The following is a 21,191-nucleotide window of genomic DNA, read 5'->3' as shown; positions in this document are numbered from 1 at the left end:
CGCCGCCCTCGCCCGCGAGGGGTTCGGCGGACGCCGGGTCAGGCCTCGTCCGGTCGCCTCTCGTCGCTCGCCGGCTCCTCCGGTGCGGCAGCGGTGCGGGTGCCGACGGCGTCGGCGTCCTCGCCTGCTCGGGTGCGCCCGACGGCGTCGGCGTCCTCGCCTGCTCGGGTGCGCCCGACGGCGTCGGGCTCGGCGCGGCGCAGGTGGTGCACGTCGCCCGCCGCCACGGTGACGCGCTCCCCCGCCGCGGTCCGCAGCACGAGCCGCCCCTCGCCGTCGAGCGCCTCGGCGACGCCCTCGAGCGCCCCACCACCGCTGCCGCCCGCCCGGTCCGCGCCGGTGCCCGTCTCCACCCGCACGCGGCGCCCGAGCGTCGCGGACGCGGCCGCGACCTCGTCCGCGAGGGCGGACTCGCCGGCGGTCCACCGCGGCAGCAGCTCCAGCAACGCCTGCCCGATCCCGTCCAGCACCTCGGCCGGCGAGACGGCCACACCCGCGAGCGCCAGCGACGTCGCCCACGGCACCGGCAGCTCGCGCTGCCCCACGTTGACGCCGATCCCCACGACGGCCGCGGGCGCCCCGCCCGCTGCCGGGGGGACGACCTCGGCGAGGATGCCCGCGATCTTGCGCGTCTCGCCCCAGCCGGGCAGCGGCGGCTCCACGCCGTCGAGCACCACGTCGTTGGGCCACTTGATCGCGGCGGCGAGCCCCCACCCGCGCAGCGCGCGCACGACGGCGAGCGCCACCACCGGCGTGAGGCTCGGCCAGGCGGGGGTCGCCCCGGCGACCTCCGCGGGTGCGACCACGATCGAGGCCGTGAGGGCGTCGTCGGCCCCGGTGACCCAGGTCCGCCCGGCCCGACCGCGACCCGCCTTCTGCTGCACGGCACGCAGGGCCGACAGGTGCGGCCAGTCCTGCGGTGCCGCGACGCGGGCGGCGACCAGGTCGGCGTTCGTCGAGCCCGCCTCCGCCACGGTCACGAGTCGGGAGAACGCCGTCGCACGCTCCTCGGCGAACTCGGCGAACTCGGCGACCTCGGTGCGCGCTCGCTCGTGCGGTGCCGCAGCGGCGGTCTCGTCCGTCATGGCTCCACCCTGGCACCGACCCCGTCTGCCCCGCGCCCGAGGCCGCGGACCGGTGCAGCGGTAGCCTCGCGTGCGTGAGTGACACCGCAGCCGCCCCGACGAGCGCGCCTCAGCCGACCAGCGCACCCACCGCCGCACCGACCACGGCGAGCAGGCTCGAGGACCTGCACCGCCGTCGCGCCGAGGAGATCGACGCACCGGCCGCGGCGGCGGCCCAGAAGCAGGGCGCGCGCGGCAAGGGGTCGGCGCGCTCGCGGATCGACGCGCTCCTGGACGAGGGCTCGTTCACCGAGATCGACGCGTTCACCCGGCACCGGTCCACCAACTTCGGGCTCGCCGCGCGCCGGCCCTATGGCGACGGCGTGGTCATCGGGCACGGCACGATCGACGGGCGCCGCGTGTGCGTCTACAGCCAGGACTTCTCGGTGTTCGGCGGCTCGCTGGGTGAGGTGCACGGCGCGAAGATCGCCAAGATCCAGGACTTCGCGCTGCGCACGGGCGTGCCGCTCGTCGGCATCAGCGACGGCGGGGGCGCGCGCATCCAGGAGGGCGTCGCGGCGCTCACGCAGTTCGCGGAGATCTTCCGCCGCAACGTGGCCGCGTCGGGCGTGATCCCGCAGATCAGCCTCATCCTCGGACCCTCGGCCGGCGGCGCCGTGTACTCCCCCGCGCTCACGGACTTCATCGTGATGGCCGACAAGACGTCGAACATGTTCATCACCGGGCCGGACGTCATCCGCGCCGTGACGGGTGAGGACGTCGGGTTCGAGGAGCTGGGCGGTGGCCTCACGCACAACCAGCGCTCCGGTGTGGCGCACTACCTCGCCGCGGACGAGGCCGAGGCGCTGGAGTACGTCCGCGCGCTGCTGGCGTACCTGCCGTCGAACAACCTGGCCGACCCGCCCTCCTACCCCGAGGAGGCCTCGCTCGAGCGAAGCGACACCGACCTGGCCCTGGACACGCTCGTCCCCGACTCCGACAACCAGCCGTACGACATGCGCGCGGTGGTCGAGGCGGTGCTCGACGACGGCGTCCTGCTCGAGGTGCAGCCGCTCTTCGCGCGCAACGTGCTGGTGGGCTTCGGGCACGTGGAGGGGCACGCCGTCGGGATCGTCGCGAACCAGCCGCAGGTGATGGCCGGCACGCTCGACATCGACGCGGCCGAGAAGGCCGCGCGCTTCGTGCGCACGTGCGACGCGTTCAACGTGCCCGTCCTCACGTTCGTCGACGTCCCGGGCTTCCTGCCCGGCACGGACCAGGAGTGGAACGGCATCATCCGGCGCGGCGCGAAGCTCATCTACGCGTATGCCGAGGCGACGGTCCCGCTCGTCACGGTGATCACGCGCAAGGCCTACGGCGGCGCCTACATCGTGATGGGCTCCAAGCAGCTCGGCGCGGACGTCAACCTCGCGTGGCCGACCGCTCAGATCGCCGTCATGGGCGCCTCCGGCGCGGTGAACATCCTCCAGCGCGGCGCGCTGCGCGCGGTCGAGGAGGCGGGCGGCGACGTCGAGGCGGAGCGGGCGCGCCTCGTGGCGGAGTACAACGACGCGATCGTGAACCCGTGGGAGGCGGCCGACCGCGGCTTCGTCGACGCCGTCATCGCGCCGTCGGAGACCCGAGCGCAGGTGGTGCAGGCGCTGCGCGCGCTGCGCACCAAGCGCGCCGGGCTCCCGGCCAAGAAGCACGGGAACATCCCGCTGTGAGCAGCGACGCTGCCGTCGACCTGGGCGGCGCGACCGGCGCCGACCGGCCCGGGGCGTCCGAGCGCACCCGGCTCGGCGAGGTGTTCGGCGAGATCCCCGACGACGGCGCCACGCGCCCGGGCGGAGCGGCGGGCGCGGACGGGTCGGACGCGGGCGCGTCCGGCGGCCCCACGGGCGACGACGGCGCGGGTGGCCCCGAACCGCTCGTGCGGGTGGTGCGCGGCACCCCCGACGCGCTCGAGCTCGCGGCCCTCATCGCGGGCCTCACGGCGGCCTCGGCCGCGGCGGCCGCCCCCGAGGAGGCCGAGGCCGTGCGGCACCGCTGGACCGACCGGTCCCACCAGCTGCGCCTGGGCGACCGCGGCCTGCCCGCACGCGGGCCGGACTCCTGGCGCTGGTCGCTTCATCCTTGAGAGTCGGCGAGACGCCGTACGCGCGGCGTTCATCCCGGCGGTTGTCCCACGCCCGCGCCGGCGGAACGTTGTCCACCGCGCTCACCCGGACGCCGACCTCGGAGGCCGACGGCAGGCACGCTCGGGGCATGGACGTGCCGTACCACGATGCAGACGCCCCCGACGGCATCCCACCAGTCACCACGCCGCGAACCCGGCACGTACTCGGTCTCGTCGAGGCGGCCGCATCGCCTCCCGCAGACCTCGGGCACGGCCTCTGGGACGTTCTGGACCCCGTCACCGACTCCCTCGCTGGACGTCTGACCCGCGCAGCGCGGGAGCTCCAGGCTCGCCTCAACGACGATCTCGCCTTCCACGAGGTGACGTTTCCGCAGTGGATGGTGCTCCACGAGGCCGCCCGGAGCGTTCCCACCACACCGGGCGAGGTGGCGGACAGCATCGGCATGGCTCGATCGACGATCTCGCCCGTGGTGCGGGTGCTCGTCGACCGCGGCCTGCTGACACGCAGCGAGGCGTACGCCGACGCGCGCGCCTGCCTCATCCGCGTGACGCATCGCGGAGCGCGTGTGGTGCGAGCAGGGCTTGCCTGCCGCGAGCGGGTCGAGCGCGCGGCCGGGTTCGCGCCCGGCTCCGCGGCCGCACGCGCCCTGCTCGAGGATCTCCGCGCGCTCGAGGACGGACTCGCACAGTCCCGGAGGACTCGGCCTTCTCGCATCCCTCCCGTCACACCGCCGCCGGGCGTCTATCCGCCGGTGTCCGAGTCCGGCTCCGGGGACGACATGCGCTGACCACTCGTGGCGCTACTCGCCGACATACCGAGCGCCGACCCGACGCGGGGCCGGTCCTTCGAGGTCCCGGTTTCGACGAGGACCCGCTCGACGCCCCAGCCGGACGGCAACACACATACCCTCACCACCTCGCCATCCACCCCAGCTCCGACGCGGACCCGCTCGACGTCCCAGCCGGACGGCGGCACACATGTGTCGTGGGTTCGTTCGCACCCTCACCACCTCGCCATCCACCCCAGCTCCGACGGCCTCGGCAGACGGTCGACCAGCTGCGCGCCGTGGCTGACCCGAGCAGCGAGCGACTGTGGGACGCAACGTAAGCCTCGACAGACGGGTCGTCGACGACCGCCCGGTCCCGCGGACCTGGTCCCGCGAGCCGGTTCCACGCGCCCGGTCCCACGCGCCCGGTCCCGCATGCCCCGACCCCGCATGCCCCGACCCCGCATGCCCCGACCCCGATGGTGAGGCTACGAACCATCCCGAACGCACCTCCGCCCACGCACCCGGTCCCACGCGGTGGCAAGAAGGCACCGAGGTGCGATCCCGCAGGGCTTGTCGACGGCGGATCCTCGGGGAGCCCTCGCCGCGGCGCCCCTCGGCAGTTCTCAATGGTGCCGGGGGGCCGTGCTCGATGATGCGGGTACGAACCTTCCCTAACACACCACAGACCACCGCCCGCGCGACGGCCCGCCGACGACCACGGCCCCAGTACCAGGACCCCCACTACCACGACCCCCGACGACGAGGCCGCTGGTCGGACACGACGCGCGCCGGACGTGCCCACGCTCGGACGTGACTCACGCGGCTCCACCCGCCCCGGGCACCCGGCCGCCCCGACGCAGCCCACGCGCCCTCATGCAGCCCCAAGGGCCACACCAGCCACCAGGCACCCCCACGCGCCCGATGATTCGCGTGGCGCGCCCTCGTACGCTGGGCGAGTGACCGACACCACCCCCACCCCCTCCACCGCCGACGAGGCGACCGCCACCCGCACGCCCACGGCGATCGACGCCGTCGCCGACGCGTACGTCGACACCCTCGCGCGCCTGTCCCCCGGGCTGCGCACCTACCTCGGCCTGCCCGGCGACCAGAGCGAGCTCGACGACGTCTCCCCCGCCGGTCTCGCCGAGCTCGACGCCGAGCGCACCGCCGTGCTCGGCAGGCTGGCGAAGCTGGCGCCGGTCGACGACGTCGACCGCGTGACGCTGGCCGCGATGCGTGAGCGGATCGGCCTGGAGTCCGAGCTCTACGACGCCGGCGAGGCGTTCGCCACGCTCAACAACATCGCCTCACCGCTGCAGGAGGCGCGCGACATCTTCGACCTCATGGCCACCGACACGCCTGAGGACTGGGCCGTGATCGCCACCCGGATGGGGAACGTGCCCGGGGCGCTCGCCGGGTACGTCGAGTCGCTGCGCGAGGGGGCCGCGACGGGCCTGGTGGCCGCGCGCCGCCAGGTCGAGATCGGCATCGCGCAGTCGGAGGAGCTCGCGGCGCCCGAGGGCTCCTTCTGGACGCAGCTCGCCGCGCGCGGCGCGCAGGAGGGCGGCGACGCCGCGGCGCTCGAGGCGGGCGCGGCCCGGGCCCGCGAGGGGTACGCCGCGCTGGCCCAGTTCCTCCGCGACGAGCTCGCGGCGCAGGCACCCGAGCGCGACGGCGTGGGCCGCGAGCGCTACCAGCTGTTCTCCCGCTCGTTCCTCGGCGCGACCATCGACCTCGACGAGACGTACGAGTGGGGCCGCGAGGAGCTCGCCCGCGTCGTCGCCGAGCAGGAGGCCACCGCCGCGGAGCTGTTCGGCGCGGGCACCACGCCCGAGGAGGCGATGGCCCGCCTGGACGCCGACCCCGCACGCAAGCTGCACGGCACCGACGAGCTCCAGCGCTGGATGCAGGAGACGTCCGACGCCGCCGTCGCCGCGCTGGCCGACACCCAGTTCGACATCCCCGAGCCGGTGCGCCGGCTGGAGTGCTGCATCGCCCCGACGCAGACCGGCGGCATCTACTACACCGGCCCGACCGACGACTTCTCCCGCCCCGGGCGCATGTGGTGGTCCGTGCCGGCGGGCATCACCGAGTTCGGCACCTGGCGCGAGAAGACGACCGTCTACCACGAGGGCGTCCCGGGTCACCACCTGCAGATCGGCCAGACCACCTACCGCAGCGCGCTGCTGAACAAGTGGCGCCGCCTGGCGTGCTGGGTGAGCGGGCACGGCGAGGGCTGGGCGCTCTACGCCGAGCGCCTCATGGCCGACCTCGGCTTCCTCGACGACCCGGCGGACCGGCTCGGGATGCTGGACGGCCAGCGGATGCGCGCCGCGCGCGTGGTGCTCGACATCGGCGTGCACCTGGGCAAGCCCGCCCCCGCCGAGCTCGGCGGCGGCACGTGGGACGCCGACAAGGCCAAGGAGTTCCTCTTCGCCAACGTCAACATGGGCGAGGGCTTCGTGCTCTTCGAGCTCGACCGCTACCTCGGCTGGCCGGGACAGGCGCCCGCGTACAAGGTCGGCCAGCGCCTCTGGGAGAACATCCGGGACGAGACCCGGGCGCGCGAGGGCGCCGACTTCGACCTCAAGGCCTTCCACCGCCGCGCGCTCGACGTCGGCTCGGTCGGCCTCGACGTCCTGGCGCAGGCGCTGCGCTGAGCACTCCCGTGAGCGAGCCGACGACGGCGGCGCCCACCTCGGGCGCCGCCGTCACCCTGGTCCTCGCGTCCGCGTCGCCGGCCCGGCTCACGACGCTGCGCCGCGCCGGCGTGGAACCCGTCGTCGTGGTCTCCGACGTCGACGAGGACGCCGCCCTCGAACGTGCCGCCGCGGACGCCGGACACCCGCTCGCCGTCGCCGATCAGGTCGCCGTGCTCGCCGCCGCCAAGGCGGCCGCCGTCGCGCGTCGGCTCGGGGCCGGCCCGCGCGCAGCGGGCGACGACGCCGGGTCGGGCCGAGTGCTCGTGCTCGGCTGCGACTCCCTGCTGGAGGTGGACGGCCGGGCGCACGGCAAGCCGGCGACGGCGGAGCGCGCCACCGCGCGCTGGCGCGCCCTGAGCGGACGCTCGGGCGTGCTGCACACCGGGCACCACCTCCTCCTGCTCGAGCCGCCCGGCCCGCGTCAGGCAGCCGGGGCGACCGCGGCGGCCCGGCCCGCCGCGCACGCGGCCGTCAGCAGCACGAGGGTGCACTTCGCCGAGGTCGACGAGGAGGAGATCGCGGCGTACGTCGCGACGGGCGAGCCGCTCGCCGTCGCCGGTGCGTTCACGCTCGACGGCTACGGCGGCGCGTTCGTGACGGGCGTCGAGGGCGACCACCACGGCGTCATCGGCCTGAGCCTGCCGACGCTGCGAACCCTCGTGCGGGCGCACGGCCTGCGCTGGACCGACCTGTGGGCCGCCCCGGGCGACCCGGGCCCCGAACCGGCCTGATCGCTCCCCGAGCCGGCCTGCGGCGTCGACCACGTGCCGTCAGCCTGGTGGACGCGTTGGCCGCACCCCACGACCGACGCCCGCCCACGGACGCCCTGGGACCGCATCCGACGCCCGGCGTTTGTCGGTGTCCTACAACCACACGGCCGGGACCTTGCCGCGCGACACAGACTTGTCGACGCGCCCCCGAGCGCATTGGGGCCGACCGGCGCAGGGCGTTACCGTGGGCCGACCCGAGGAGGAGAGTGCATGTCGGTCGAGACGCACGACGAGGTGGACCCGCAGTCGGCGGACACCTCCCCCCACCGCATCACCCGCCCGGTCACCCGGGTCCTCGTCGCCAACCGTGGGGAGATCGCGCTGCGGGTGGTCCGCGCGCTGCGTGACGCAGGCCTGACCTCGATCGCCGTGTACGCCGACTCCGACCGGGACGCCCCGTTCGCGCGGCTGGCCGACGAGGCGTTCGCGCTGAACGGCGTGCGGGCCGCCGACACCTACCTGGACGCGGCGAAGCTGCTCGACGTCGCGCGCCGCTCGAACGCCGACGCGCTGCACCCCGGCTACGGCTTCCTCTCCGAGAACGCCGACTTCGCACGCCAGGTGGCGGCCGCGGGCCTCACGTGGATCGGCCCGAGCCCGGCCGCGATCGACGCGCTGGGCGACAAGGTGTCCGCGCGCCACATCGCGCAGGCCGCCGGCGCGCCCCTCGTGGCGGGCACCCCCGACCCGGTCACCGACGCGAGCGAGGTCGTCGCGTTCGCCCGCGAGCACGGCCTTCCCGTCGCCATCAAGGCGGCGTTCGGCGGCGGTGGACGCGGCCTCAAGGTGGCCCGCACCCTCGAGGAGATCCCCGAGCTGTTCGACTCCGCGACCCGCGAGGCGGTGGCCGCCTTCGGCCGCGGGGAGTGCTTCGTTGAGCGCTTCCTCGACCGGCCCCGGCACGTCGAGACGCAGTGCCTCGCGGACGCGTACGGCGCCGTGGTCGTCGTGTCCACGCGGGACTGCTCCCTCCAGCGCCGCCACCAGAAGCTCGTCGAGGAGGCCCCCGCGCCGTTCCTCACCGACGAGCAGAACGCCGAGCTCGTCCGCGCCTCCCAGGCGATCCTGCGGGAGGCGCGCTACGAGGGCGCCGGCACGTGCGAGTTCCTCGTCGGGGTGGACGGCACGCTCTCGTTCCTCGAGGTCAACACCCGCCTGCAGGTCGAGCACTGCGTGTCCGAGGAGGTCTCCGGCATCGACCTCGTGCGTGAGCAGCTGCGCATCGCCGCGGGTGAGCCGCTCGGGTACGACCACGTCGACATCCGCGGGCACAGCATCGAGTTCCGCATCAACGGCGAGGACCCGGCCGCCAACTTCCTGCCCGCGCCCGGCACGCCGTCGGCGATCACGTGGCCCGGCGGCCCCGGGGTGCGCGTGGACGCGGGCATCGTGGCCGGTCAGGCCGTCACGGGGAACTTCGACTCCATGCTCGCCAAGCTCGTCGTCACGGGAGCCACCCGCCGGCAGGCGATCGAGCGCGCGCGACGCGCGCTCGCCGAGACCGAGATCGTGGGCCTGCCCACCGTGCTGCCCTTCCACCGCGCCGTGCTGCAGGAGCCGGCGTTCGCCGGTGAGCCCGGCGTCGAGCAGACCGACCTGGGCGTGTGGACCACGTGGATCGAGTCCGAGATGTCCGGGCAGCTCGGCGCGCTCGCCCCGCACACCCCTGCGGCCGCGGCGGGCGCCGCGAGCCCGGCGGCCACCGGCACGAACGGTGACGCCGAGGACGGCGCGCTCGAGCGCGTCGTCGTGGAGGTCGGCGGCAAGCGGCTGGAGGTCGTGCTCCCGGCGAGCCTCGGGATCCTCGGTGGCGCGCGGGCACGCCAGCGGCCCGGCCGTCCGCGCCCCCTGGCGCGCCCCGCGGGCGCGGCAGCCGCCGCGGGCGGCAACGCGCTCGCCTCGCCCATGCAGGGCACGATCGTCAAGGTCGCCGTGGCGGACGGCGACGCCGTCGCGGCGGGCGATCTCGTCGTCGTGCTCGAGGCGATGAAGATGGAGCAGCCGCTCGTCGCGCACAAGGCGGGCGTCGTGACCGGGCTGAGCGCCGCCGTCGGAGCCGGCGTCTCCTCGGGCGAGGTGCTCTGCCAGATCATCGCCGCCGAGTGAGCCTCCCGCCCCGCGCGGGTCACCGCGACCCGAACGACGCGTGGGTGGACTGCGCGTGCGGCCGCCGCCACTGGGGCCTGGCCGGGGCGGCCGGCCTGCTGCTGGTCGACGGGTCGACCGCGCCCGACGGCGAGCCGCGCGTCGCGCTGCAGCTGCGGGCCGCCTGGAGTCACCACGGCGGGACGTGGGGGCTGCCCGGCGGCGCCGTGCAGACCGGTGAGGACGCCCTGACCGCCGCCCGGCGCGAGGCGCGCGAGGAGGCGGCGATCCCGCCCGACGCGGGTGCGCCCGCCGCGGTGCGCGTCCTCGACCACGGCACGTGGCGCTACACGACGCTCGTCGCGCGGGTGCACGGGCCGGCGCCCGAGCTGCACCCCCTCGACGGCGAGTCCGCCGACCTGCGTTGGGTGCCCGTCGACGAGGTGGCCGGGCTGGACCTGCTGCCCGCGTTCGGCGAGGCGTGGCCGGCGCTGCGCCGGCTCGTCGAGGCACGACCGACGCTGCTCGTCGACGCCGCCAACGTGGTGGGCGCCCGGCCGGACGGCTGGTGGCGCGACCGCGCCGGCGCCACCGAGCGGCTGCTCACGTCTCTCGCCGGGGGCAGGCGCGAGCTCGCCGCGGGCGCCTGGCTCCCGGGCACGTGGTTCGACCTCGACGCCGACGGCGTGCGGCCCGACGTCCACGTCGTCACCGAGGGCCAGGGCAACCCCGCGGCGCCGCCCGACGGTGAGCTCACGGTGCACCGCGCGCCGGGGTCGGGCGACGACGCGATCGTCGCCCTCGCCGGCCGCCTGCTCGAGGCCGGTGCGGACCCGCTCCTCGTCGCCACGGCCGACCGGGGGCTGCGCGCACGGCTGCCCGCCACCGCCCGGACCCTGGGACCCGGCGCCCTGCGGGAGACTCTCGAGCGCGGCTGAGCCGCGACCGCCCGACCTATCCTGGCCCCATGACGCGCACTGCCTGGGGCATCGGCCTGGCCACGATCTCCACCCTCGACGACACGGTCCTGGACACCTGGTACCCGAGCCCGGCCCTCGGCGAGCCCGGCCCCGCGTCCCCGTTCGACGTCCCCGCCGCGGTCGCCGCCCTCGAGAGCAGCGACCCCACCCGTCGCGTGGCGCGCACCGTGGTGCGGACGACGATCGACCTGGACGCGCCCCCGGAGTCGGCGCAGGACGCGTACCTGCGCCTGCACCTGCTCTCCCACCGCCTCGTGACCCCGAACTCGATCGCGCTCGACGGGATCTTCGCTCGTCTCGCCAACGTGGTCTGGACGAGCGCGGGCCCCTGCTCCCCCGTCGACTTCGAGACGACCCGCGCGCTGCTGCAGGCGCACCACCCGGGCCTCACGGTGCACGGCGTCGACAAGTTCCCGCGGATGACCGACTACGTCCTGCCCGACGGGGTCCGCATCGCCGACGCCTCGCGCGTCCGACTCGGGGCGTACCTCGCTCCGGGGACCACGGTGATGCACGAGGGCTTCGTGAACTTCAACGCCGGTTCGCTGGGCGTCGCGATGATCGAGGGGCGCGTCTCGCAGGGCGTCGTGATCGACGACGGCACGGACATCGGCGGCGGCGCGTCGATCATGGGCACGCTCTCGGGCGGCGGGACCGCGCGCGTGGTGATCGGCCGACGCAGCCTGCTCGGCGCCAACGCCGGCCTGGGGATCAGCCTCGGGGACGACTGCGTCGTCGAGGCCGGGCTCTACGTGACCGCGGGCACCAAGGTCACGGTCCTCGGCGACCGGCAGGCGCTCGAGACTCTGTCCACGGCCGTCCCGGACCTCGCGACCGCCCGGCGCGACGAGGCCGGCCGTCCGGTGGTGTCGGCCCGCACCCTCTCCGGCGTGGACAACGTGCTCTTCCGGCGCAACTCCCTCACCGGCGGCGTCGAGGTGCTGCCGCGCGCCACGCGGACCGTCGAGCTCAACGCGGCGCTGCACGCGCAGTGACCCACGCCCGCTCCGCGCCGGCGGCCACCCGGTCGACCCCACCGGCGGCCCGTCCGTCCACGGACCCGGCAGCCCGACCGGCCCGACGGGCCCGACCGGGCCCGACCGGCCCGACCGTGAGCGCCCGCCCCCGCCGCACGCGGCCGCGCGGTCCGGGCCGGCGGGCGCTGCGCGCCCTGCTCGTGCTCGCCGTCGTGGCGACCGTCGGAGCGGGCGGGGTGCTCGCCGTCGTGCACCTGCTGGGCAGGCTCGAGCCGCAGCGTCCGGTCGCCCAGGCGTGCACCGCCGGTGGCCACGCGCTCGCGCCGGACCAGACGGCGAACGCCGCGCTGATCGTCGGCACGTCGGTGCGCCGCGGCCTGCCCGCGCGGGCGGGCACGATCGGGATCGCCACCGCGATGCAGGAGTCGCGGATGCGCAACATCGACTACGGCGACCGGGACTCGCTCGGGATGTTCCAGCAGCGTCCCTCGCAGGGCTGGGGCACGCCCGAGCAGGTGATGGACCCCGTGTACGCGGTGAACACCTTCTACGACCACCTCGTGCAGGTCGACGGGTACCCCGACATGGCGGTGACCGACGCGGCGCAGGCCGTGCAGCGCAGCGCCTTCCCGCAGGCGTACGCGCAGCACGAGGCGCTCGCGCGCGCGTTCGCCTCCGCGCTCGCGGGATGGACGACGGCGGACCTCACCTGCACCCTGACGGCTCGCGAGGGCACGCCCGACGGCGTGGCGCAGGCCGTGTCGGACCGCCTCGCCCGCGACCTCGGGGTCACGGGAGCGCTGCGCGCGGCGTCCGACGGCGAGCTCGCCCCGGACACGGCGGCGGCGCTCGGCGCGACGTCGGGCGGGTCCGCCGTGCAGGTGCTCACCGTGGACGCGAACGCCCTGGGCACGGAGGTGGACCGCCTTGCGTGGGCCGTGGCGCAGTCCGGCGTCGCGGCGGCGAGCGAGACGGGCGTGGCGCGCGTCGCCGTCGCGGACCGGGTGTGGGACCGCGCCGACGGCGTGTGGCGCGCGCTGCTCGACGGCGAGCAGCCCCAGCCCGCCGGGCAGGTGCTGCTCGCGCCGTGAGCCGGCTGCGTCAGCGGTCGGCGACGTCCACGTAGTCGCGCTCGCCGGGGCCGGTGTAGACCTGGCGCGGCCGGGCGATCTTGGTGGACGGGTCGTTCATCATCTCGCGCCACTGCGCGATCCACCCGGGCATCCGGCCGAGCGCGAACAACGGCGTGAACATCGAGGTCGGGAAGCCCATCGCGCGGTAGATCAGGCCGGTGTAGAAGTCGACGTTCGGGTAGAGTTTGCGGGAGACGAAGTAGTCATCGTGCAGCGCGACCTCCTCGAGCTCCATCGCGATGTCGAGCAGCTCGTCCCGCTTGCCGAGGGCCTCCAGCACCGAGTCCGCCGCCTGCTTCACGATCGCCGCGCGCGGGTCGTAGTTCTTGTACACGCGGTGGCCGAAGCCCATCAGCCGGGCGCCGCTCTTGCGGTCCTTGACCTGGTTGACGAACGTCGCGACGTCGCCGCCGTGGTTGTCCCGGACGTCCTCGAGCATCGAGAGCACGGCCTCGTTCGCGCCTCCGTGCAGCGGGCCCGAGAGCGCGTTGATGCCCGCGGCGACGGAGAGGAACAGGTTCGCGTGCGCCGACCCGACGTTGCGGACCACGGACGCCGAGCAGTTCTGCTCGTGGTCGGCGTGCAGCACGAGGAGCTTGTCCATCGCGGCGACGACCTCGGGTCCGAACTCCGGGCCGCGCACCTCGTGCAGCGCCATCCGCAGGAAGTCGGCGACGTAGCCGTTCTCGGGCTCGGCGTCGGGCATCCGCTGACCGCGGGCGTGCCGCAGCACGTACGCCACGATCGTGGGGAGCTTGCCGAGCATGAGCACGGTGGCGAGCTCCTCCACCTCCTCGTTCTTCACGTCGAAGACCTCGGGGTAGAACCCGGGCAGGGCGGAGACGGCGCTGGCGATGATCGCCATCGGGTGCGCGTTGCGGGGGAAGGACGAGATGAGCCGGCGGAAGTCCTCGTGCAGGTGGGTGTGCCGCAGGACGCGGGTCTCGAACGCGTTGAGCGCGGACCGGGTCGGCAGCTCGCCGCGGCCGAGCAGGTAGGAGACCTCGAGGTAGTTCGACTTCTCGGCGAGCTGCTCGATCGGGTAGCCGCGGTAGCGCAGGATGCCGACGTCGCCGTCGATGTAGGTGATGGCCGACTGGCAGGCCGCGGTGTTCATGAACCCGGGGTCGTAGGTGACGACGCCGGTCTGCGCCAGCAGCGAGGAGATCGCGAGGCCGTCGGAGCCCTCCACGGCGGGCACCCGGTCGAACTGGATCTCGGACTCGTTCACCCGGAGGGTGGCTCCGGTACGGGGCGAGGCCTCGGACGTCACCGTCATCGGTTCTCCGTTTCTGCGGACCCGTCGCGAAGGCGCCGGGCGGCGATCATGTCACGGCAAAGAAGTGGCCCCGATTCTCTCACGCCAACGCCCGCAGGCGTCCCGCGGCCGAGGAGATGTTCGCGTCACTTTCCGTGAGCGATACCCGCACGTGGTCCTGTGCGGCGGGGCCGTAGAACTCCCCGGGACCCGCGACGATGCCCAGGTCGGCGAGCAGGTCCATGCTGGCCCAGCACAGCGCCCGGTCGCGGGCGGCGGGCCGCGCCTCCAGCCTCGCGCGCAGTCCCTCCCCGGGGCGTACCCACAGGTACAGGCCCGCCTCGGAGTGGTCGAGCTCGAACCCCGCGGCGAGGAGCGCGGGCAGCAGCAGCGCGCGCCGCGCGGCGTAGCGGGCGGCCTGCTCGGCGACGTGGGCGTCGTCGTCGAGCGCGACCCGCATGACGTGCTGCACGGGCGCGGGCACCATCATCCCGAGGTGCCGGCGCTGCAGGAGCAGCTGGCCCACGAGGTCGGGGTCGCCCGCGGCGAACGCCGCGCGGTAGCCGGCGAGGTTGGACTGCTTGGACAGCGAGTACACCGCGAGCAGGCCGCGCGGGTCACCGCCGGACACATCCTCGCGCAGCACGCACGGCACGCCACCACCGTCCTCGACGGCGTCGGTCCAGGGGGACGTCCAGGGCAGCATTGCGTAGCACTCGTCGGAGGCGACGACGGCGTCGGTCGCCCGGGCGGCCCGCACCACCTCGGCCATGGCGGCCGCCGGGAGGACCCGGCCGGTCGGGTTGCCCGGGGAGTTCAGCCACACGAGGGCGACCTCCTCCCGGCCCACCCAGTCCGCGGGGTCGTCGCTGGCCAGCACCTCCGCGCCGGCGAGCCGGGCCCCGATCTCGTACGTCGGGTACGCCTGCGTCGGGATGACGACGACGTCGCCGGGCCCGAGTCCCAGCTGGCTGGGCAGCAGGGCGACGAGCTCCTTGGACCCGATGGTCGGCAGGACGTGATCCGGGGTGAGACCGGTGACGCCGCGGCGCCGGCCGAACCAGTCGACCACGGACTGCCGCAGCGCGGTCGGGCCGGCCACCGTGGGGTAGCCGTGCGCGTCCGAGGCAGTGGCGAGGGCGTCCTGCAGGATCCGCGGGGTGGGGTCCACCGGGGTCCCGATGGACAGGTCCACCAGGCCGTCGGGGTGCGTGGCGGCGCGCTCGCGCAGCGGAACGACGGCGTCCCAGGGGTAGGCGACGCCGAGCGGTGCGAATCCCATCGACCCGCTCAGCTCTCGGTCTGCGGCGGGAGCGCGGCGATCAGCGGGTGGTCGGTCGGGATGAGGCCCAGTTTCGCGGCACCACCGGGGGACCCGATGGAGTCGAAGAACTCGACGTTGGCGGCCGTGAAGGCCGACCACTCCGGCGGCACGTCGTCCTCGTAGTAGATGGCCTCGACCGGGCAGACCGGTTCGCAGGCGCCGCAGTCCACGCACTCGTCGGGGTGGATGTACAGCGAGCGTTCACCCTCGTAGATGCAGTCGACGGGGCACTCGTCGATGCAGGCCTTGTCCTTGACGTCCACGCACGGCTGGGCGATCACATAGGTCACGAGGGGGTCCTTCCCGCCGTCCGCGCCACGCGGCCGGCTCGTCCTAGTATCCCCTGTCGTGGAGGAGCCGCTGCGAGCCGGGGACCGCGTCGTCCTGCGCTACCGCCTGTCCGAGGCCGAGGTGGCGGCCGCGCCGGACGGCCCGCACCTGACCGACGTCGTCGGCGTGCTGACGCAGGTCGGCGCCGACGCCGTGGTGGTGGACTCCCGCCGCGGGCCGGTCACGGTGGCGCGTTCCGCCGTCGTGCTCGCCAAGCGCCTGCCGCCGGCGCTTCCGCGCTGCTGACCGCCGGCTCGCCGCCGGCTCGGCGCCCCCGCACCTCCGCTTCTCGGCGGCACAGGGCAGGAAAGGCTCAGCCGGCGTTCGGGTCCGGACCGCAGACGATCTTGTTCCACGGCTGGTAGGTGGTCGTGTACGTGCGCGACTCCACCTGCGAGCCGTCGAGGCCCTTGACGACCCGCGTCACGTCGATCGTGAAGCCGTTCGCGCCGCCGGACTCCGGCGTGCACGTGGCGCGCGTGTTGTAGATCGTCTTCGGGCTCGTGATCGCGTACTTGCCACCGGAGGTGATGGTGGTGTCGAAGGTCTTCGTGCCCCACAGCCGCGCGTAGGTCCGGCCGTTCTCGACCCACGCCTGCACGAGCACGCCGTGGTCGGTGCGGTTCTTGAACTGCATGTCGATCTGGCCCTCGAACAGCGTGGCCTCCCGCCCGGGCGGGTAGCGCTCGAACCAGCGCGAGTGCGGCTGGTGCGTGACGTCCTCCAGGCCGGCCTCGAACGAGGCGTTGAACAGCGTGGTGGACAGCTGGGACAGCCCGCCGCCCCACGCCTCGGACACGTTGCCGCTCTCCACGACGTGCGACATGAAGAAGCCGGTGCTGCCGTTGATCGGGCCGAGCGTCTTGCTCAGGGAGAACGTGTCGCCCGGCATGAGCAGCGTGCCCGTGACGATCTCGGCGCCGTGCCTGATGTTGTTCGTCCGCGGCACGTCGGTGCCCGCCGGCAGCGGCGTGGAGTACTCCCCGATCACCTCGGTGATCCCGAGCGCCTCGGCGTCGGCGGTGGAGAACTCGGCCTCCTGCGCGGTGAGCTCGAGCGTCGCGGTGCGCTCGGTCGTCGACTGCGCCGCGGCCGTCACCGCCGCCGCGAGCTGCGCGGGGTCGAACCCGGTGCCGTCCTGCGACGGCACGATGGTCGGCGTCCCGTTCGTGAACGTGAAGCTGGCGTCGGTGCTGGCTTGGCCCACGCCCGGCAGGGCCGCGTCGACGAGCTGGGTGAGCTGGTCGGCGTCGAGCTGCAGGACGAACGCGCCGTCCTGCGCCGGGACGGTGGCGATCGCGGTGAGCGCGTCGGGCTCGAGGGTGGTGGTCGCCTCTCCCGCGACGACGGTCACCGGGCCGGACAGCAGCGGGTCGACGATCGTGGTCATCGCGGTGTCCACGGTGGCCTGGTCCATCGTCGGCGCGATCGTGGTGACCGGCAGGTCGAGGGTGTCGGTGGCCGTGAGCCAAGTGTCCTCGATGATCGTGACGGCGGCCTCGACGTCGAGACCCGAGCCGTCCACGGGGTCGGACACCACGGCGGTGCCGTTCGCGAAGGCGATCGTCGCGTCGACCGGCGGGACGGTGACGAAGTCCTCCGCGCCGCTCAGCGCCGCGGTCAGGGCCTCGGAGTCGACGTTCGTCACGGCGTCGGTGTCGACCTGCCCGAACAGCCGCTCGATCACCACGCGCGGGTCCCACGACCGGCCGGTGAGGGCGTCGATCGACGCCTGGGCGTCGACGGCGAGCCCCGCCTGCGTGGGGTCGAGGGTCGCCTCGATGTCACCGACGCGGATCGACAACGGCTGCGTGACGCGGTCGGCGAGCCCGTCCTCGAGCGCGGTGACCGCCTGGGCCGACGGGAGCCCGCCGACCTCGACGCCCGAGACCGTGGCCTCGCGCGGGGTCCGGTCGGCCGTCCAGAAGACCCCGCCGACGTAGGCGGCGGCCAGGACGACGATCGCGATGCCGATGCCCGTGCCGATCCGGCGGCCACGCTTGGAGGGTGCCTCACCCTCCAGGGAGTCCAGCGGGGAGCCGACCTCTGTCGCGCTGTCGGTCACGCGGGTCCCTTCCTCGTCGACCGCGTCGGGCGAGGCGGCCATGCGAATTCTACGGTCAGGGCTGCGCAGAGCCGGGGAGGCGGTTGTCACCAAGTTGTGACGATCCGACCGCTCGCACGCGGCCGAGGCGGTGCACCAGCGCGCCGGTCTCCGACCCGAGCCCGGCCGCGAGCACCTCGCCGACCACCACCCGGTGGTCGGCCACCTCCATCGTCTGGGTGGTGCGCAGCTCCAGCCACGCCGCGCCGTCGAGCAGGGCCGCCCCGGAGTGCTCGCCGCGTCGGTGCGGGATCCCCTGGAGCTGCCCGACGTCGGGCCGGCCGGGCTCGGCGATCCACGCGACCTGCGCCGCCTGGTGCTCCCCGACCACCGTGGCCGCCCATCGCCCGCCCGGCACGAGCAGGTCGCCGAGGCGTCCGTCGGCGTGCACCACGACCAGCACGGTGGGCGGCTCGAGCGAGACCGACACGAGCGACGTGACGACCGCCGCGATGTCGCGGCTGCCGGCCCGCGCGGTGACCACGGCGACCCCGCCGGGCAGGCGCGCCATCGCGGCCCGGTAGGTGTCCTCGAGGGTCACCGGCGCTCCCCCACCCACCGCCGGGGCAGGAAGGCCGCGGCGCCGACGGCGAGCACGCTGAGCAGGAGCCAGGCCATCCCGAGGGCGTCGCTCGGCACGAGGACGTCGCCGTCGCCCGCGAACGTGAGGACCTGCACGGACACCACGATCCCGACGCCGTAGCCGAGGAGGCACGCACCCTTGCCCGCGGCGCGCGCGAGCAGCCCGGCCGCCGCGACGCACGCGACGGCGAGCACCAGCCCGAGCGGCACGTCCCACGGCCGGACGCGGTGCACCACGGTCCCGACGACCCCGATGAGCAGGCCGAACGCGAGGCCGGCCGCGGCACGCGCGGCGAGCACGCCGGGGCGGGCCGGCAGGAGCGAGGGCGCGGCGGGCTGGACCGGAGCGGCGGCGTCGGCCGCGGTCGACGACCCGCCTGGGCGGGCCGGCAGGTTGACCCCCAGCCCGAGGCCGACGCCGAGCGCCGCCACGTCGCCGCGGCCCAGCTGGAGACCGGCCACCGGCAGGATCGGCGCGAGCACGCCGTTGCTCAGCGCGTACCAGCCGACGGCGGCCTGGTCGGGGCGCAGCGCACGCGTCGCCCTCTCCTGGCGACCCGCGCCCGCAGCGTCGAGCACGGGCACGCTCGCGCCCTGCACCTGGCTCGGGTAGCGGCGCAGCGCCGCCAGCAGCGCCGGCACCACGGGCGTGACGTCGAGCTCGACGTCCACCTCGGCGCTCGGCCGCGCGAGCGCGGGCAGCTCCTCGGTCGGGACGGTGAGCGCGGCGCCGTCCACGCCCACGGGTCCGGAGTGCAGCGCGACGTCGGCCAGCGCCGCCCGCGCAGCACGCAGCCGGTCGGCGTCCTGGACCGCCCAGGCGAGGACCGGGACGTCCCAGGGCTCGCCGTCGGGCCCGTCGCCGGGTGCCGCGTGGGCGGCACGCTCGACGGCGTCGAGGACGAGCGCGTGCACGTGGACGTGGTCGGGATGGCCGTAGGAGCCGCCCGGCTCGTCGCAGAGCACGACGGCGGGCCGCAGCTCGCGCAGCAGGCGCGCCAGCGCGCGGGCCTGGGCGTCCGCATCGCCGCGCACGAGCGCGCTGCCGGGTGCGTCGGGCGCCGGACCGGCCTGACCGGGCGCGACCCACGCCATGCCCGAGTCGGTCCAGCGGGTCTGGTCCTCGAGCCACCGGTGCTCGGCGACGCCGAGCGCGGCCAGCGCGTCCGCGAGCTCCCGCGCGCGCACGTCGGCGACAGCGTCGGTGCCCTCAAGCTCGGGCGCGCCGATCATCTCCCCGCGCTCCCCGCGGGTCGCCGTCACGACGACGACGTGACGCCCCGCGGCCGCGGCGAGCGCGAGCACACCGCCGAGCTGGAGCGTCTCGTCGTCGGGGTGAGCCAGGACGGCGAGCACCGGCCCGGGCGCCGGGGTGTCCACCCCAGCGCCGGGGCCGCTGGCCGCCGCCCAGCTCATGCGTTCTTCTTGGCCCGCGAGGCCGCGCGGGCCCGCTCGTGCTGGTCGAGCGCGACCTTGCGGATCCGGACGATCTCGGGGGTGACCTCGACGCACTCGTCCTCGGCGGCCCACTCCAGGGACTCCTCGAGCGTGAGCACGCGCGGCGGCGTGAGGCGCTCGAGCTCCTCACCCGTGGAGGAGCGGATGTTGTTGAGCTTCTTCTCGCGCGTGATGTTGACGTCCATGTCGTCGGCGCGGGAGTTCTCCCCCACCACCATGCCCTCGTAGACCTCCTGCGTGGGCTGCACGAAGAACGTGCCGCGCTCCTGCAGGTTCATGATCGCGTGGCCCGTGACCACGCCCTGCCGGTCGGCGACGAGCGAGCCGGCGGTGCGGAACTCGATGGCGCCGGCCCACGGCTCGTACCCCTCGGCGATCGAGGAGGCGATGCCGGTGCCGCGGGTGTCGGTGAGGAACTGCGTGCGGAAGCCGATGAGGCCGCGCGCCGGCACCACGAACTCCATCCGCACCCAGCCGGTGCCGTGGTTGCTCATGGTCTCCATGCGGCCCTTGCGGGCGGCGAGGAGCTGCGTGACGGCGCCGAGGTACTCCTCCGGCACGTCGACGGTCAGGCGCTCCATCGGCTCGTGCACCTTGCCGTCGATCTCGCGCGTGACGACCTGCGGCTTGCCGACGGTGAGCTCGAAGCCCTCGCGCCGCATCTGCTCCACGAGGATCGCGAGCGCGAGCTCGCCGCGGCCCTGCACCTCCCAGGCGTCCGGGCGGTCGGTGGGCAGCACGCGCAGGCTCACGTTGCCGACGAGCTCGCGGTCCAGGCGGTCCTTGACCTGGCGCGCGGTCATCTTGTGGCCCTTGCCGCCCTTGCCCGCGAGCGGCGAGGTGTTGATCCCGATGGTCATCGAGATGGCCGGGTCGTCCACCGTGATGAGCGGCAGGGGACGCGGGTCCTCGAGGTCGACGAGCGACTCGCCGATCGTGATGCTCTCGAACCCGGCCACGGCCACGATGTCGCCGGGCCCGGCACTCTCGGCGGGCACACGCTCGAGCGCCTTGGTCTCGAGCAGCTCGGAGATGCGCACGGGCGAGATCGTGCCGTCGCGCTTGGCCCAGCCGACGGTCTGGCCCTTGCGCAGCGTGCCGTTGTGCACGCGCAGCAGCGCGAGGCGGCCGAGGAACGGCGAGGCGTCGAGGTTCGTGACGTGGGCCTGCAGCGGCGCCTCGGGGTCGTAGGTCGGCGCCGGGATCCGGTCCAGGATCGTGGCGAAGAGGGGCTCGAGGTTCGGCGACTCCGGGAGCGAGCCGTCGCCGGGACGCTCGAGGCTCGCGCGGCCGGCCTTGGCGGCGGCGTAGAGGACGGGCAGGTCGAGGATCGCATCGTAGTCGACCTCGGTCTCGTCCTCGAGGTCGCTCGCGAGGGCGAGCAGCAGGTCGGTCGTCTCGTGCACGACCTCCTCGATGCGCGAGTCGGGGCGGTCCACCTTGTTGACCACGAGGATCACGGGCAGGTGCGCGGCGAGCGCCTTGCGCAGCACGAACCGGGTCTGCGGCAGCGG

18 protein-coding genes are annotated in these 21,191 nt (G+C 74.8%); 10 read left to right on the top strand and 8 right to left on the bottom strand.

All coding sequences use genetic code 11. The features are described 5' to 3' along the window. Positions 1-38: 38 nt before the first annotated feature. Positions 39-1,085 (bottom strand): biotin--[acetyl-CoA-carboxylase] ligase, encoded by a 1,047-nt coding sequence (locus FH969_RS10945; protein WP_139987255.1) that lies wholly within the window; start codon positions 1,083-1,085, stop codon positions 39-41. A 74-nt stretch (positions 1,086-1,159) separates the two neighbouring features. On the opposite strand from FH969_RS10945, the gene FH969_RS10940 reads away from it, so the two are divergent. The 9 genes from FH969_RS10940 (at position 1,160) to FH969_RS10900 (ending at position 12,579) form a co-directional block, all read left to right on the top strand. After that, on the top strand, positions 1,160-2,791 hold the full coding sequence (locus tag FH969_RS10940; RefSeq protein ID WP_108719980.1) for an acyl-CoA carboxylase subunit beta: 1,632 nt from the start codon (positions 1,160-1,162) through the stop codon (positions 2,789-2,791). Beyond that, positions 2,788-3,204: an acyl-CoA carboxylase subunit epsilon gene (locus FH969_RS15805; RefSeq protein WP_234417763.1), complete on the top strand. Its 417-nt coding sequence runs from the start codon at positions 2,788-2,790 to the stop codon at positions 3,202-3,204. The genes FH969_RS10940 and FH969_RS15805 overlap by 4 nt, the downstream gene beginning before the upstream one ends. A 128-nt stretch (positions 3,205-3,332) precedes the next feature. Continuing rightward, positions 3,333-3,992, top strand: coding sequence for a MarR family winged helix-turn-helix transcriptional regulator (locus FH969_RS10930; RefSeq protein WP_108717985.1), 660 nt, complete (start codon positions 3,333-3,335; stop codon positions 3,990-3,992). A gap of 938 nt (positions 3,993-4,930) precedes the next feature. Beyond that, positions 4,931-6,634, top strand: coding sequence for a DUF885 domain-containing protein (locus FH969_RS10925; RefSeq protein WP_108717986.1), 1,704 nt, complete (start codon positions 4,931-4,933; stop codon positions 6,632-6,634). Between the two features lie 8 nt (positions 6,635-6,642). After that, positions 6,643-7,407 (top strand): Maf family protein, encoded by a 765-nt coding sequence (locus FH969_RS10920; protein WP_139987254.1) that lies wholly within the window; start codon positions 6,643-6,645, stop codon positions 7,405-7,407. Between the two features lie 249 nt (positions 7,408-7,656). Then, positions 7,657-9,552, top strand: a complete 1,896-nt coding sequence (locus tag FH969_RS10915; RefSeq protein ID WP_139987253.1) for an acetyl/propionyl/methylcrotonyl-CoA carboxylase subunit alpha — start codon at positions 7,657-7,659, stop codon at positions 9,550-9,552. Continuing rightward, the gene (locus FH969_RS10910) at positions 9,549-10,469 is read left to right on the top strand and encodes an NUDIX domain-containing protein (RefSeq protein WP_139987252.1); all 921 of its coding nucleotides are present in this window, start codon (positions 9,549-9,551) and stop codon (positions 10,467-10,469) included. The genes FH969_RS10915 and FH969_RS10910 overlap by 4 nt, the downstream gene beginning before the upstream one ends. A 29-nt stretch (positions 10,470-10,498) precedes the next feature. Further along, positions 10,499-11,506 carry a 2,3,4,5-tetrahydropyridine-2,6-dicarboxylate N-succinyltransferase gene (dapD, locus tag FH969_RS10905; protein ID WP_139987251.1) on the top strand — a complete coding sequence of 336 codons (1,008 nt, stop codon included), beginning with the start codon at positions 10,499-10,501 and terminating at the stop codon, positions 11,504-11,506. Positions 11,507-11,622: 116 nt separating this feature from the next. Next, the gene (locus FH969_RS10900) at positions 11,623-12,579 is read left to right on the top strand and encodes a hypothetical protein (RefSeq protein ID WP_139987250.1); all 957 of its coding nucleotides are present in this window, start codon (positions 11,623-11,625) and stop codon (positions 12,577-12,579) included. A gap of 10 nt (positions 12,580-12,589) precedes the next feature. Here FH969_RS10900 and FH969_RS10895 read toward each other — a convergent pair whose 3' ends face one another. The 3 genes from FH969_RS10895 to fdxA form a co-directional block, all read right to left on the bottom strand. Next, positions 12,590-13,900 (bottom strand): citrate synthase, encoded by a 1,311-nt coding sequence (locus tag FH969_RS10895; protein ID WP_108717992.1) that lies wholly within the window; start codon positions 13,898-13,900, stop codon positions 12,590-12,592. A gap of 79 nt (positions 13,901-13,979) precedes the next feature. Continuing rightward, the gene (dapC, locus tag FH969_RS10890; RefSeq protein WP_139987249.1) at positions 13,980-15,161 is read right to left on the bottom strand and encodes a succinyldiaminopimelate transaminase; all 1,182 of its coding nucleotides are present in this window, start codon (positions 15,159-15,161) and stop codon (positions 13,980-13,982) included. Positions 15,162-15,169: 8 nt separating this feature from the next. Further along, entirely contained in the window at positions 15,170-15,493 is a 324-nt protein-coding gene (gene fdxA / locus FH969_RS10885) for a ferredoxin (RefSeq protein ID WP_108717994.1), read from the bottom strand. A gap of 58 nt (positions 15,494-15,551) precedes the next feature. Between fdxA and FH969_RS10880 the strand changes: the two genes are divergently transcribed. After that, positions 15,552-15,779: a putative acetyltransferase gene (locus FH969_RS10880; RefSeq protein ID WP_139987248.1), complete on the top strand. Its 228-nt coding sequence runs from the start codon at positions 15,552-15,554 to the stop codon at positions 15,777-15,779. A 67-nt stretch (positions 15,780-15,846) separates the two neighbouring features. Here the strand turns inward: FH969_RS10880 and FH969_RS10875 are convergent, their stop codons facing one another. From FH969_RS10875 to FH969_RS10860, 4 genes are all read right to left on the bottom strand, one after another. Next, positions 15,847-17,640, bottom strand: a complete 1,794-nt coding sequence (locus FH969_RS10875; RefSeq protein WP_139987247.1) for a VanW family protein — start codon at positions 17,638-17,640, stop codon at positions 15,847-15,849. A gap of 13 nt (positions 17,641-17,653) precedes the next feature. After that, positions 17,654-18,178, bottom strand: coding sequence for a flavin reductase family protein (locus tag FH969_RS10870; RefSeq protein ID WP_234417765.1), 525 nt, complete (start codon positions 18,176-18,178; stop codon positions 17,654-17,656). Further along, the gene (locus FH969_RS10865; protein WP_180359766.1) at positions 18,175-19,635 is read right to left on the bottom strand and encodes a PIG-L family deacetylase; all 1,461 of its coding nucleotides are present in this window, start codon (positions 19,633-19,635) and stop codon (positions 18,175-18,177) included. The genes FH969_RS10870 and FH969_RS10865 overlap by 4 nt, the downstream gene beginning before the upstream one ends. Next, a partial coding sequence (locus FH969_RS10860) for an EF-Tu/IF-2/RF-3 family GTPase (RefSeq protein ID WP_139987246.1) occupies positions 19,632-21,191 on the bottom strand: 1,560 nt, incomplete at its 5' end. The genes FH969_RS10860 and FH969_RS10865, both read right to left, overlap by 4 nt.

The sequence above is a fragment of the Miniimonas arenae genome (assembly GCF_006351005.1).
In the GTDB taxonomy this organism is placed as follows: domain Bacteria; phylum Actinomycetota; class Actinomycetes; order Actinomycetales; family Beutenbergiaceae; genus Miniimonas; species Miniimonas arenae.
The sequence above is the reverse complement of the archived record's forward strand: the minus strand, read 5'-3'. Positions and strand labels throughout refer to the sequence as shown.

Coding starts and splice junctions, on each gene's coding strand:
- FH969_RS10945 (WP_139987255.1), bottom strand. CDS start 1,085: ATGACGGACGAGACCGCCGCTGCGGCACCGCACGAGCGAGCGCGCACC.
- FH969_RS10930 (WP_108717985.1), top strand. CDS start 3,333: ATGGACGTGCCGTACCACGATGCAGACGCCCCCGACGGCATCCCACCA.
- FH969_RS10915 (WP_139987253.1), top strand. CDS start 7,657: ATGTCGGTCGAGACGCACGACGAGGTGGACCCGCAGTCGGCGGACACC.
- dapD (WP_139987251.1), top strand. CDS start 10,499: ATGACGCGCACTGCCTGGGGCATCGGCCTGGCCACGATCTCCACCCTC.
- FH969_RS10895 (WP_108717992.1), bottom strand. CDS start 13,900: ATGACGGTGACGTCCGAGGCCTCGCCCCGTACCGGAGCCACCCTCCGG.
- dapC (WP_139987249.1), bottom strand. CDS start 15,161: ATGGGATTCGCACCGCTCGGCGTCGCCTACCCCTGGGACGCCGTCGTT.
- FH969_RS10875 (WP_139987247.1), bottom strand. CDS start 17,640: ATGGCCGCCTCGCCCGACGCGGTCGACGAGGAAGGGACCCGCGTGACC.
- FH969_RS10865 (WP_180359766.1), bottom strand. CDS start 19,635: ATGAGCTGGGCGGCGGCCAGCGGCCCCGGCGCTGGGGTGGACACCCCG.